The sequence below is a fragment of the Desulfobacter sp. genome, from assembly GCF_050177295.1.
This window is the reverse complement of sequence record NZ_JBFXHE010000115.1, coordinates 1-11,334: the sequence shown is the minus strand read 5'-3', so window position 1 is coordinate 11,334 and position 11,334 is coordinate 1. Positions and strand designations below refer to the sequence as shown.

Annotated in this window: 14 protein-coding genes; 10 read left to right on the top strand and 4 right to left on the bottom strand. The window is 50.9% G+C overall.

Features of this window, described 5'->3' with window-relative positions:
* Both AB7U36_RS10225 and AB7U36_RS10220 read right to left on the bottom strand, forming a co-directional pair.
* Positions 1-750 (bottom strand): ISAzo13-like element transposase-related protein (locus AB7U36_RS10225; protein ID WP_428159680.1); only part of this gene is annotated, 750 nt, incomplete at its 3' end.
* Positions 751-828: 78 nt separating this feature from the next.
* The gene (locus AB7U36_RS10220; RefSeq protein ID WP_428159679.1) at positions 829-954 is read right to left on the bottom strand and encodes a hypothetical protein; all 126 of its coding nucleotides are present in this window, start codon (positions 952-954) and stop codon (positions 829-831) included.
* Between the two features lie 232 nt (positions 955-1,186).
* Here AB7U36_RS10220 and AB7U36_RS10215 point away from each other — a divergent pair, with 232 nt between their 5' ends.
* The 10 genes from AB7U36_RS10215 (at position 1,187) to AB7U36_RS10170 (ending at position 10,189) form a co-directional block, all read left to right on the top strand.
* On the top strand, positions 1,187-1,690 hold the full coding sequence (locus tag AB7U36_RS10215) for a MarR family winged helix-turn-helix transcriptional regulator (protein WP_428159678.1): 504 nt from the start codon (positions 1,187-1,189) through the stop codon (positions 1,688-1,690).
* Positions 1,687-3,423 (top strand): ABC transporter ATP-binding protein, encoded by a 1,737-nt coding sequence (locus tag AB7U36_RS10210; protein WP_428159677.1) that lies wholly within the window; start codon positions 1,687-1,689, stop codon positions 3,421-3,423. Before AB7U36_RS10215 ends, AB7U36_RS10210 begins: the two co-directional genes overlap by 4 nt.
* A 23-nt stretch (positions 3,424-3,446) precedes the next feature.
* Complete coding sequence (locus AB7U36_RS10205) at positions 3,447-5,288, top strand: ABC transporter ATP-binding protein (RefSeq protein WP_428159676.1); 1,842 nt, start codon at positions 3,447-3,449, stop codon at positions 5,286-5,288.
* A gap of 104 nt (positions 5,289-5,392) precedes the next feature.
* Positions 5,393-5,704 carry a 50S ribosomal protein L21 gene (gene rplU / locus AB7U36_RS10200; RefSeq protein ID WP_428159675.1) on the top strand — a complete coding sequence of 104 codons (312 nt, stop codon included), beginning with the start codon at positions 5,393-5,395 and terminating at the stop codon, positions 5,702-5,704.
* Positions 5,705-5,760: 56 nt separating this feature from the next.
* Positions 5,761-6,015, top strand: coding sequence for a 50S ribosomal protein L27 (gene rpmA, locus AB7U36_RS10195; protein ID WP_428159674.1), 255 nt, complete (start codon positions 5,761-5,763; stop codon positions 6,013-6,015).
* Positions 6,012-7,025: a GTPase ObgE gene (obgE, locus tag AB7U36_RS10190; RefSeq protein WP_428159673.1), complete on the top strand. Its 1,014-nt coding sequence runs from the start codon at positions 6,012-6,014 to the stop codon at positions 7,023-7,025. The genes rpmA and obgE overlap by 4 nt, the downstream gene beginning before the upstream one ends.
* 29 nt (positions 7,026-7,054) lie before the next feature.
* The gene (nadD, locus tag AB7U36_RS10185; RefSeq protein WP_428159672.1) at positions 7,055-7,699 is read left to right on the top strand and encodes a nicotinate (nicotinamide) nucleotide adenylyltransferase; all 645 of its coding nucleotides are present in this window, start codon (positions 7,055-7,057) and stop codon (positions 7,697-7,699) included.
* Positions 7,696-8,088: a ribosome silencing factor gene (gene rsfS / locus AB7U36_RS10180; RefSeq protein ID WP_428159671.1), complete on the top strand. Its 393-nt coding sequence runs from the start codon at positions 7,696-7,698 to the stop codon at positions 8,086-8,088. Before nadD ends, rsfS begins: the two co-directional genes overlap by 4 nt.
* Positions 8,078-9,628: a 2,3-bisphosphoglycerate-independent phosphoglycerate mutase gene (gpmI, locus tag AB7U36_RS10175; protein ID WP_428159670.1), complete on the top strand. Its 1,551-nt coding sequence runs from the start codon at positions 8,078-8,080 to the stop codon at positions 9,626-9,628. The genes rsfS and gpmI overlap by 11 nt, the downstream gene beginning before the upstream one ends.
* 48 nt (positions 9,629-9,676) lie before the next feature.
* Positions 9,677-10,189 carry a type I restriction enzyme HsdR N-terminal domain-containing protein gene (locus AB7U36_RS10170; protein WP_428159669.1) on the top strand — a complete coding sequence of 171 codons (513 nt, stop codon included), beginning with the start codon at positions 9,677-9,679 and terminating at the stop codon, positions 10,187-10,189.
* A gap of 10 nt (positions 10,190-10,199) precedes the next feature.
* Here the strand turns inward: AB7U36_RS10170 and AB7U36_RS10165 are convergent, their stop codons facing one another.
* Positions 10,200-10,874, bottom strand: a complete 675-nt coding sequence (locus AB7U36_RS10165) for a Fic family protein (protein ID WP_428159668.1) — start codon at positions 10,872-10,874, stop codon at positions 10,200-10,202.
* 38 nt (positions 10,875-10,912) lie between these two features.
* On the bottom strand, positions 10,913-11,334 hold a 422-nt coding region (locus AB7U36_RS10160; protein WP_428159667.1), incomplete at its 5' end, for a zinc ribbon domain-containing protein.

Here is an 11,334-nt window from a genome sequence, read left to right as displayed (position 1 = left end):
TATATCACCAAGAATTTCACCGTTCCAATATTGCTCCAATCGTCCCCAAAGCCTTTCTATCGGATTGTATTTGCTGTGATAAGGGGGATAATACGCCAAACTGATATTGACTGAATGCTTAAATGCAAATTCAACCAAACGATTCATAAACTGACTTCGTTTGCTATTATTTTCCGGACCGTTATCCAGATTCAATACTAAAGTATGCGGAGCATATTTTTCTTTAAGTCGCGGCCATAATTCTTCCAGTGCATCGACTATAAAATCGGCCGTAATGTTACTTTCAGTAAAATAGAAAAAGGGTTCATCTGTTGCTGGTAAAAATATACCAAAAAGCTTCAGGATGGCGTCTGGTTCAAAATCGTGATCACAAGCTCTCAGGCCGTATCGATTATATCCACCTCTGGAAAACGGACCTACCTTTATCGCTGCTTTGGCATCCATTGAAAGTCTTAATACTCCAGGCGTTTCATCTTCCAGTGCATTAATATTATGAACATATTCAAATATCATGTTAACTTCTGGAATTTTTTTAGGTTCGCATTTGGCCACTTTTTTCAAACAAAACCCTAAGTTATTCATTTTTCGATTAATTGTTGCAATGGATGGCATTTCATCCTCAGAATAGCCATTTATATCAATCAACCTCCGGCGAACTTCTTTTGCTGTTATTGGTGAATACAGCCGAGTGGAATGGAAAGCAGGATCCGTTTGGCAGATCGGATCGACTATCTTGTGCCTTACGTCCACCCCCGGTTTTACGTATTTTGGGAGAGTTCTCCGGTATTTTTCCAATACGCTTTTGAACTGTACGCATAGGCAACTCACTCACTTCAACAGCACCTTTACAGACTGTTTTTCTGCTGCATCCCCAAATTTTGGCAATATAATTTCGACCGCCATGCCCCAATTTAAGAGCTTCGATACCAGCATATCTCCGGTGATCTCGCTCATTAATGGTTTCATAATATCGGCGCATAAGATTTTCTGTTTCTTCAGAGTAACATTGCATAATCGCCAACTATTACAGCATATCCATAGCTTTTCATACTTCAACAATCAAAATGGGAACTTTATTTCGTGCTCATTCCTAAGTCAAAAAAAGCCTGGACAACAGTTTTTCATTGACAATAATATTCGATCTATTTATTAGTTTGATAACTAACAATTAGAAAACTAATGAAAAATGACCGATTCAAATTCAGATTTCCAGAAACAGACATTAGGGTTTTTGCTGACACATGTCAGCCGGCTTGTGGGAATGCGTATGCGGGCAAAACTGCATGAGTTCGGCCTGTCACACACCCAGGGAATGATCCTGGGCCGTCTTTGGCGCAAAGATGGTGTGGCCCAGACCACCCTTGCCCAGGCACTGAACATCACCCCGGCCACGACCACCAGCACTTTGCAGCGAATGGAAAAAAACGGGTGGATCCAACGCCAGCGAATGGCAACCGATCAGCGGACTGTCCAGGTGCAGCTGACTGAAAAAGCCAACATCCTGGGCCGGGAGATACGCACCACGTTTGAAGAACTGGACCGGGAATTAACTTCGGTGCTGGGGCAAAACGAACAAAAAGTCCTGTTTTCTTCGCTGATCAAAGTCCAGCAACATTTGTCCCGGTCAGCCCGGGCCACAGATCCCAACGAACCGGAACACGCCTGCAAGCCGTGTCAGGAGGGCCGATGAATTCCCTTCTCTGTTTATACCGGTTCCTTCGTCCCTATGGGGTCCAGGCCGTAACCGCCCTGGTCCTGCTCTTTCTCATGGTGGCGGCCGACCTTGCCATTCCCCGCTTAACCCAGCGAATCATTGACAAAGGCATCCTGGCCAATGACCTGGATGTTGTGGTCACCACAGCCCTTTATATGGCGGGTGCGGCCCTGATCTCCATGATCTTTGCCCTGGCCAACAACCGGCTTTCGGTGGTGGCGGCCCTGGGTTTTGGAGCCAACCTGCGGAGTGCGCTCATGCGCAAGGTCCAGTCCCTTTCATTCGGCAATCTCGACCATCTTAAGACCGGCAATCTCATTGTCCGTTCCACCAGTGACGTCAACACCGTGCAGACCATTGTGATCCTGCAGTTGCGCATCATGACCAAAGCCCCGGTCTGGGCTGCCGGCGCCATTATCATGCTGGCCCTGACCAGTCCACGCCTGGCCCTGATGGCTGCCTGTTTTGTGCCCTTTATCATTGGTATGATGTGGATCTTCGCCAGCAGATCCCGCCAGTTATTCCTGGCGATGCAGCAACGCCTTGACCGGCTGAACACCATCCTGCAGGAAAACCTGGCCGGTATCCGGCTGGTCAAGGCTTTTGTGCGCACGGCCCATGAAATCACCCGGTTTGATCAGGCCAACCAGGCACTTATGGACCAGGCTATCCAGGTCTCCCGGCTTACGGCGGTGTTCATGCCGCTCATGCTTTTTGCGCTGAACCTGGCGTTGATCGGTGCCATATGGCTTGGCAGCGGGCTTGTGTTATCCGGGGGCATGACCCTGGGCCATATGGTGGCGTCCATTAATTATCTTGGATTTGCCCTGTTTCCGATCCTGTTGCTGGGGATCATGCTCGGTCCGCTGGCTGCGGCAGATGCCTCGGCCGGCCGGATTCTGGAGGTGCTGGATGCAAGGCCCCGGGTTATACCCCCGGCCAGTCCGGTGTTCCCGGACCAGGTCAAGGGACGGATCGCCTTTGAAAAAGTCTGTTTCAGCTACGGCACAGATTGCACCGAGCCGGTTCTCAAAGAGATCTCTTTTGTTGCTGAACCCGGAGAAACCGTGGCAGTACTTGGTGCCACCGGTGCCGGCAAATCCTCCCTGGTTCACCTGATCCCGCGGTTCTACGACGTAACCGCCGGCCGGGTCACCCTTGACGGCATTGACGTAAAGGACATGGACCTAGGCCGGCTGCGCAACACCGTAGCCATGGTGCTCCAGGAAACCGTTCTTTTCAGCGGGACCATACGGGACAACATCCGTTACGGCCGGATGGCGGCCACCCGGGAAGAGGTCCAAGCCGCCGCGGACGCGGCCCAGGCCACAGCGTTTATTGACCGCCTGCCCCAGGGCTTTGACACCCCGATCGGTTCTCGCGGGGGTACGCTCTCTGGGGGCCAGCAGCAGCGCATTGCCATTGCCCGGGCCCTGGTGGTCAGGCCCAGGGTGCTGATCCTGGACGATGCCACCAGTGCCCTGGATGCAGAGACGGAAACCCGGCTTCAAAAGGCCCTGGACCAGTGGGCCGGAAGCTGCCAGCCCCCTGTCACCCGGCTGATCGTGGCCCAGCGCATCAGTACCGTGATTCATGCCGACAAAATCCTGCTCCTTGACCAGGGCCGGATTTCAGCCGCCGGCACCCATGCTGAACTGCTGGCCTCAAGCCCTATTTACCAGGATATTTACCGCTCCCAGCTTCAGTAACCGTGGTGGTGAAAGAGGAAACCATGACAAATAAGCAAAACCTGCAATCCGTCAAATCAGATTTCACCGGGATGACCGGTCCGGGAAGGGGCAGCGGGGCACTGCTGGTGCGGGATATCCGGCGGGCCAAAAATGCTGGCGGAACCCTGCGCCGTCTTTCGCGTTACCTTTACCCGTATCGAAACACCCTTGCAATGATCCTTGCCGCAGCAATTACAGACACAGGCATGGCCCTTTCCACCCCCTACCTGGTCGGCCGGACCATTGATCTTCTGGGCAACCGCCAGGCCGGTGCGCTGCGTCTGCCTCTCCTGCTCATGCTGGCCGCCTACCTGATTTCCTCCGGGGCCCAGTTAGTGCAGGGCGTTTTAATTGCCCATGTATCCCAAAAGGCCATGCAGACCCTGCGCGCTGATCTGTTTAACCATATGCAGACCCTGTCGCTTAAATTTTTTGACACCCGGGCCCAGGGGGATCTGATGAGCCGGCTGACCAATGACATGGATGCTGTCAACCAGGTGCTCACCAACTATGCGGCCCAGTTATTCACCGGGATTTTTACCCTGGCCGGCATTGTGCTTATTATCTTTTTTATAGATCCGTGGCTGGCTGCGGGCTCAATGCTGGCCTTTCCTTTGATGATCGGTCTGGTGGGGCTGGTGGGGAAAAAAACCCGGGGGAAATTCCAGGAGTACCAGAAAAATTTAGGCGATCTGAACACATCCCTTGAAGAAACTTACAGCGGACAGCGGGTGGTGCTGGCTTTCGGACAGGAGCAAAACGCCCTGGAAAAGTTTGATCAGGCCAACGAAGCAGCCCGGACCACCGGCATCGCAGCCATGACCCTGTCGCTTCTGGTCATGCCCATGATGGGCATCCTGTCCAATCTCAACATCGCGGTGGTCTGCGGCCTGGGGGGGTGGCTGGCTGTCCGCGGCGCGGTATCCGTGGGAACCATTGCCGCGTTTATCTCCTATTCCAGGCGTTTTGCAGAACCGTTGCGCCAGCTGGGCAATATTTACAACCAGATCCAGGCAGCCCTGGCCGGGGCTGAACGGATTTTCGAAATTATGGACACGGTTCCTGATTCAGCAGACCCGCCCGATGCCTGTAGATTCGACCAAGTGGCCGGAGAGGTCCGGTTTGACCATGTCACCTTCTCCTATACCCCGGGGATTCCGGTGCTGCATGATGTAAGCCTGCATGCCCGGCCCGGACAGCGCATCGCCCTGGTGGGGCACACGGGTGCCGGAAAAACAACACTGATCAATCTGTTGTCCCGGTTTTACGATAACGAGCAGGGAGAAATCCGCATTGACGGCATTGATATCCGCAGCGCAACCCGTGAAAGCCTGCGGCGGCAGTTAGGTATAGTCCTGCAGCAGACCTTTTTGTTCAGTGAGTCTGTGCTGGAAAACATCCGTTACGGCCGGCTTAACGCCACGGATGAAGAGGTGTTTGCCGCAGCCCGCACTGCCCGGGCAGACGGTTTTATCCGCCGCCTGCCCCAGGGCTACCACACATTGCTTTCCGAGCGGGGGTCAAACCTGTCCCAGGGCCAGCGCCAGCTTCTGGCCATTGCCCGGGCCATCCTGGCCGATCCGGCCATCCTGGTCCTGGACGAGGCCACAAGTTCCGTGGACACCCGTACGGAGGTACTCATCCAGCAGGCACTTGACCAGCTGATACGCGGCCGCACAAGCTTTGTCATTGCCCATCGTCTTTCCACCATTGCCAATGCCGACCAGGTCATTGTCATTGACAAAGGCAAAATTATCGAAAAAGGCTCCCCCCGGGAACTTCTGGCCATGCAGGGCAGCTATTACCAGCTGTATCAAAGCCAGTTCAAGTACCGGCCCGGTTAGAATATGAAATTAAAAATTAATTGACAATACAGACAAATAGTTATAGTATGCAGAGTTTTTTTAGATACTATATATATGATGTCAGATTGTAAGGAGATAAATCCATGTATGCAGTAATCAGAACCGGGGGCAAGCAATACAAGGTCCATGAGGATCAGGTTTTAAAGGTTGAAAAACTTGAGGGCAGCCAAGGATCTGCAATTGAGTTTAATGATGTCCTTTTATACTCCGATGGTGAGACCGTAACATTAGGCGCGCCCAAAATTGAGAATGCAAGCGTCAAAGCTTTTATCGTGGAACAGGGCCGGAGCAAAAAACAGCTTGTATTCAAATACAAACGGCGCAAAGGCTACCGGAAAATGAGAGGCCACAGACAGCACTACACTGAAATCAAAATTGATTCCATTTCAGCTTAATTGTGTGTCTTTAAGGCATATTAAATTTGTAGCGTGTTAATGAAAGAGAGATAACTATGTCACATAAAAAAGCAGCAGGCAGTTCAAAAAACGGTCGTGATTCAAACTCCCAGCGGCGGGGTGTGAAAAAATTCGGCGGAGAAAAAGTCACCGCAGGTAATATCATTATCAGACAGTGCGGCACCAGAATCCATCCCGGCAACAATGTAGGGATGGGCAAAGACTATACCCTTTTTGCCAAGATTGACGGTGTCGTGACCTTTGAAAGAAAAGGTCGTGACAAGAAAAAAGTTAGTGTATATGACGCGTGAAATTCGTTGATGAAGCTATTGTTACGATCAGGTCCGGAAGCGGCGGTGCAGGCTGTGTCAGTTTCCGGCGTGAACGTTTCATTGAAAAAGGCGGGCCCAACGGCGGAGACGGCGGCGATGGGGGAGATGTCATCCTTCGGGTGGATCCTTCAAAACGGACCCTGTATGAATATCGCCGCCAGAAACACTTAAGCGCAAAGAACGGATCTCCCGGCCTCGGACAGCAGAAACACGGCAAAAACGGCAGTCACTGCTATCTGTCACTGCCTCCCGGTACCATTGTCTTTGATGCTGAAACTTCAGAGATTCTTGCAGACCTCACCGACCCTGTCAAAGAAATAGTTATAGCCCGGGGCGGCATGGGCGGACGGGGCAATAAACGATTTGCCACATCCACCAACAGAGTGCCCAGATTTGCCCAGCCCGGAATCCCGGGTGTTGAGATGAAACTTCGCCTGGAGCTGAAACTCATGGCAGATGTCGGGCTTGTGGGCCTGCCCAACGCAGGCAAGTCCACCCTGATTTCAAGCATTTCCGCAGCCCGGCCCAAAATTGCCGAATATCCCTTTACCACACTGACCCCGACCATCGGCATGGTGGAGCCGCCCTTTGGCGAACCCTTTGCCGTAGCTGACATCCCCGGACTGATTGAAGGTGCCCATGAAGGGGTGGGGCTTGGAATAAAATTCCTTAAACATATTGAACGTACTGGCATTCTGGTGCATCTCATTGATTCAGGCGGTATTGATCCGGAAAATCCGCTGGCACAGTTTCAGCTTATAAACAATGAACTGGCAATGCACAGCGATACCCTGGCAAACAAAACCCAGGTTGTGGTGCTCAATAAAATTGATCTTACGGGCACAGAAAACCGGGTTGAGGCCTTTCGAAACGCTTTGCCTGATCAAACTGTTTTTACCATTTCCGCAGCCACGGGCAATGGCGTTAAAACCCTGGTCAACCACCTGGCTCAACTGCTTCAAGCAACAGAACCTGAAGACAAGGGATAGTGCCGGGCAACCTTTAACGGACAGCCAAGATGGATGCAGGACTTTTCGGCGGCACATTCAATCCGGTTCACAACGGCCATTTAAGTATTATCCAATACGTTAAGGCACATTGCGCCCTTGACACAATCATCCTTTACCCGTCAGCCCTGCCCCCCCACAAACCCAACCATAACCTGGCGTCAGCACAGGATCGGCTGGCCATGGTAAAAGGTGCTGTGAAGCATCTGAATGGATTCCAGGTCTCTGACATTGAGCTTCAGCGGCAAGGCCCGTCATTTACCATCGATACCATATCCCAGTTTAAAACCATCTTTGGTAAAGACGCCCGTTTTCATCTGCTTTTAGGCTCTGATGCTTTTTTTGACACGCCTTCCTGGAAACAGGCCCGTCAAATTTTTGGGGCCCTGCCCGTGATCGTCATGCAGCGAGGAGAAAAAACCGGGATGGCACCGTTTGCATCCTTTATTGACGAACACGTTGCAAAAGGGTACAAACTTAAAGACGATAACCTTTTTGTCCATGATCGGCTTTTTGCTATCCGCATCTGCAATGTTCCAAGAATTGATATTTCATCAACACAGATTCGGAACCGGATTAAATCCGGTAAATCCATTTCAGGGCTTGTACCTGAATATGTTGAGACTTTTATCAGAACAAAGGATTTATATAAATGATCGCCCTCCAAGAGGAATATATCCCCTATCTTTCCCCGATATTTGACCGAAAACCCAAAAGCTTGGTTGCACTGATGGTCAGTGAATTAACCTCTTATACAGACATGGTGGTCATTGTGGAGGCCGGATCAAGCCGGCAGGTAACGTCCTTGGCCGAACATATTGTAAAATCCCTTAAGGATGTAAAAATAAAGGCACTAGGTGCAGAAGGGGTCAAACAAGGCCAGTGGGCGCTTCTGGATTTCGGGCACCTGATCATCCATGTCTTTGAATCCGATGCCAGGACGTTTTATGATCTTGAAGGACTGTGGAGTGATGCCAAACGGGTTGATCTCTCCGGATTTGGTACCCAGACAGCAACCGATATGGAGGATGACGATGGATTTTGAAAAACAGCCGGTCAATATCTTGATGATACTTGACGGATGGGGCATCAACGAATCGGAAAAAGGCAATGCCGTGGCCGCGGCCAACACACCGTTTCTGGACACGCTTATGGCCGGCTGCCCGAACACAACCCTTAAATGCTGCGGCGAGGCCGTGGGGCTTCCCGACGGCACCATGGGAAACTCCGAGGTGGGACACATGAACATCGGGGCCGGCAGGATTGTGGCCCAGGATTTTGTCCGGATCAACATGGCCATCCGGGACAACCGTTTTTCTTCCGCCCCGGCCCTTGTTTCAGTCATGAACAAGGTCAAACAGGCAGATAAAAGCCTTCATCTTTTAGGGCTGCTTTCCGACGGCGGGGTCCACTCCCACATCAATCACCTGTTTGCCTTAATAAAAATGGCAAAGGATCAGGGCATTACCCGGGTTTATATCCACCCCATTATGGACGGCCGGGATACCTCTCCCACATCAGGCATTGATTTTCTAAAACAGCTTGGGGACAAACTCCAGGACCTTGGCACAGGAAAAGTGGCCACCATGGCCGGCCGTTTCTGGGCCATGGACAGGGATACCCGCTGGGAACGGATAGAAAAGGCCTATGCGCTTTATACCCAGGGCAAAGGGATTGATGCGTCAGGACAGACCCCGGCCCAGGCCATCCAGGCCGCCTATGACCGGGAAGAAACCGATGAATTCATCAATCCGGTATGCTTTTGCCCGGGGAATGAAGGCAGAATTAAAGAGGGCGACGGCGTAATATTTTTCAACTTCCGGGCTGACCGGGCCAAGGAGATCACCCGGGCATTTACACAAAAAGATTTTTACGAATTTGAGCGGCCCGTCAATCCCACGCTTTCCGATTTTGTGTGCATGACCCGGTATGACGAGCACTTTGATCTGCCCGCAGCCTTTGGTCCCCAGCACTTGGACAACATTTTAGGACAGATCTTAAGCAAACATAAAATCCCCCAGCTTCGCATTGCAGAGACTGAAAAATACGCCCATGTCACCTATTTTTTCAACGGCGGTGACGAGGCTGTTTTTGAGGGAGAAGAGCGCATACTCATCCCCTCCCCCCGGGATGTGGACACCTATGACCAAAAACCTGAAATGAGTGCAGCCCAAGTGGCGGATACAGCCTGCAAGCAGATCAGATCAGGCAAATTTCAGTTTGTGGTGCTTAACTTTGCCAACATGGACATGGTGGGCCATAGCGGCATATTTGAAGCGGCGGTAAAGGCATGTGAAACCGTGGACATCTGTGTAAAAAAAGTCGTTGAAGCCATCTGGGAAACAGGCGGCACTGCTTTTGTCACGGCAGACCACGGCAACGCCGAACAGATGCTGGCCCAAGACGGGTCCCCCCATACGGCCCACACCTTAAATCCGGTAAGATTTATCGTTGCAGCCAAGCCAGCCCCTGCCATCACGCTTCTGGACGGCAAACTTGGGGATATTGCCCCGACCATACTCAAGGTTCTTGGCATAGAGCAGCCCTTGGAAATGACAGGCCAATGCCTGATCCAGGGGAAATAAGACAAATATTAAAATTAATGATTTCACAACTTGAATAGTTTATAAATTATGACACTTGATCAAATCACTGATTATATTACCGGCAAAGAGATCGACAATGTGGGCGCGGAAGCCAGCCGCCAGATTTTTGAAAAATTCCTGGTTCAGACCAAAGGATACGCCAAAACAGATATCCGTGTGGATGTCCCTTTAACCGTTCAGTTCAAGGGCGAAGACTATCTGTCCGTGATTGATCTGATTGTAAGCGTGGAAGACCGCCCCTTTATGGCCATTACCTGCGTGGCAGGGTCTATTGGATCCTATGAGAGGGAAATTCTGGCCGGTGCCAGGCTGATCTATGACCACATCATTCCCTTTGCCGTATCCACGGATGCCAGGAGCGCCATGATCAAAGACAGCATCACAGGAAAAACAATCGGACAGGGCCTTGACGCCATCCCGGATTATTCCCAGGCCCGGGACCTGTTAAAAAAAATTGAACCCATTGTCCTTGATCCGGATAAAAGAAGCGGTGAAATGATCATCTACAGATCTTTCAACCTGGAAAAAGTCAACAAATGAAAAACTGTATTCATAGAAGAATCTTCATATCCCCAATGATTCTGGTGTCCAGGCAGGACCGAATGAATTGATTCATAGGTACCGGGTTTTCGGTTTCGTAAAATTCCAGCATCAGGGTGTTGAATTCCAGTTTGCGTTTTGCCTGGATATTTATCCCTGGAAATCCGTTTTGAAGAAGAAAACCGTTCATTACGAAGCGGCCGGTGCGTTTATTCACATCATGGTAAAACTGGTTTCGGGCCATGGCTAAAAAATAATGGATTGCCCGGTCATACACATCAATATATTCAAAGGCAGTTGACAGCATCAGGTCAAACTGTTCCGGTAACTGCTCTGACATAGGTGGCGTATACAGGGTGCCGGCAATGGTTACGATTCCGTCCCTGAATTTTCCCCAGGTCAGCGCATCTTCTTTTGCCGCTAGTTTGTGAATTTTATTGACCGTTAGCATATCGACTTTAAAATTATCATTTTCAACCAGACTGAAAATGTATTTCCAGGCATTTGCCTGGTTCAGGGCCACCTGCTGATCCGAAACCTTATGTCCACCAACGGTTATACCGTCAAGCAGGGTCTGAATTTCAGGAATGGTGAAATTCAGGCCCTCCAGGTTTACAGCGTCACACACAAACTCAGGCATCATTCTTTTTGTGTGCATCAATGCCCTGTTTTTATCGGGGGTCATCCCCCAATGACGGTCCTGCATAGCGTACTTATTTCCAATTATGCCCGGGGCACATCCTTGCCGCAATGTTTGCATACCGTGGCCCGGTTTTTAATAATCTCGGCACAGAAGGGACACTCCCGGGTGAAATGGCGTTCATGGAGCTGCTCAATGGCTTTTTTCACCCCTTCCTGGAGCACCGGGGTCGGGAACTTATGGTTGATCAGGTGCTCCACAGCCGTGGCATCACCTAACTCGCCTACCATTTCTGCCGCTTTCAGCCTGACCTTGGGCGGAATTTTGGGATCCAGGCAGAGCTTTAAAATCTCATCCCAATCCTTGGAAATATAATAATCAGTGAGAATGGAAAAAGTCTGTTTCATCAGCTCTTTTTTGGCCTCTTCCGCGATAAGGGCGGCATCATCCATAACAGAGCCGGTGCCGCCGATGGGGCTGAACACGGGCATGTATTCAAAATGGT

Bases quoted from the DNA above. Each gene is read 5' to 3' on its own strand.
- AB7U36_RS10220 (WP_428159679.1), bottom strand. From the start codon at position 954: ATGAGCGAGATCACCGGAGATATGCTGGTATCGAAGCTCTTAAATTGG.
- AB7U36_RS10165 (WP_428159668.1), bottom strand. From the start codon at position 10,874: ATGACCCCCGATAAAAACAGGGCATTGATGCACACAAAAAGAATGATG.
- AB7U36_RS10205 (WP_428159676.1), top strand. From the start codon at position 3,447: ATGACAAATAAGCAAAACCTGCAATCCGTCAAATCAGATTTCACCGGG.
- rplU (WP_428159675.1), top strand. From the start codon at position 5,393: ATGTATGCAGTAATCAGAACCGGGGGCAAGCAATACAAGGTCCATGAG.
- gpmI (WP_428159670.1), top strand. From the start codon at position 8,078: ATGGATTTTGAAAAACAGCCGGTCAATATCTTGATGATACTTGACGGA.
- AB7U36_RS10210 (WP_428159677.1), top strand. From the start codon at position 1,687: ATGAATTCCCTTCTCTGTTTATACCGGTTCCTTCGTCCCTATGGGGTC.
- nadD (WP_428159672.1), top strand. From the start codon at position 7,055: ATGGATGCAGGACTTTTCGGCGGCACATTCAATCCGGTTCACAACGGC.
- AB7U36_RS10215 (WP_428159678.1), top strand. From the start codon at position 1,187: ATGACCGATTCAAATTCAGATTTCCAGAAACAGACATTAGGGTTTTTG.
- AB7U36_RS10170 (WP_428159669.1), top strand. From the start codon at position 9,677: ATGACACTTGATCAAATCACTGATTATATTACCGGCAAAGAGATCGAC.
- rpmA (WP_428159674.1), top strand. From the start codon at position 5,761: ATGTCACATAAAAAAGCAGCAGGCAGTTCAAAAAACGGTCGTGATTCA.
- rsfS (WP_428159671.1), top strand. From the start codon at position 7,696: ATGATCGCCCTCCAAGAGGAATATATCCCCTATCTTTCCCCGATATTT.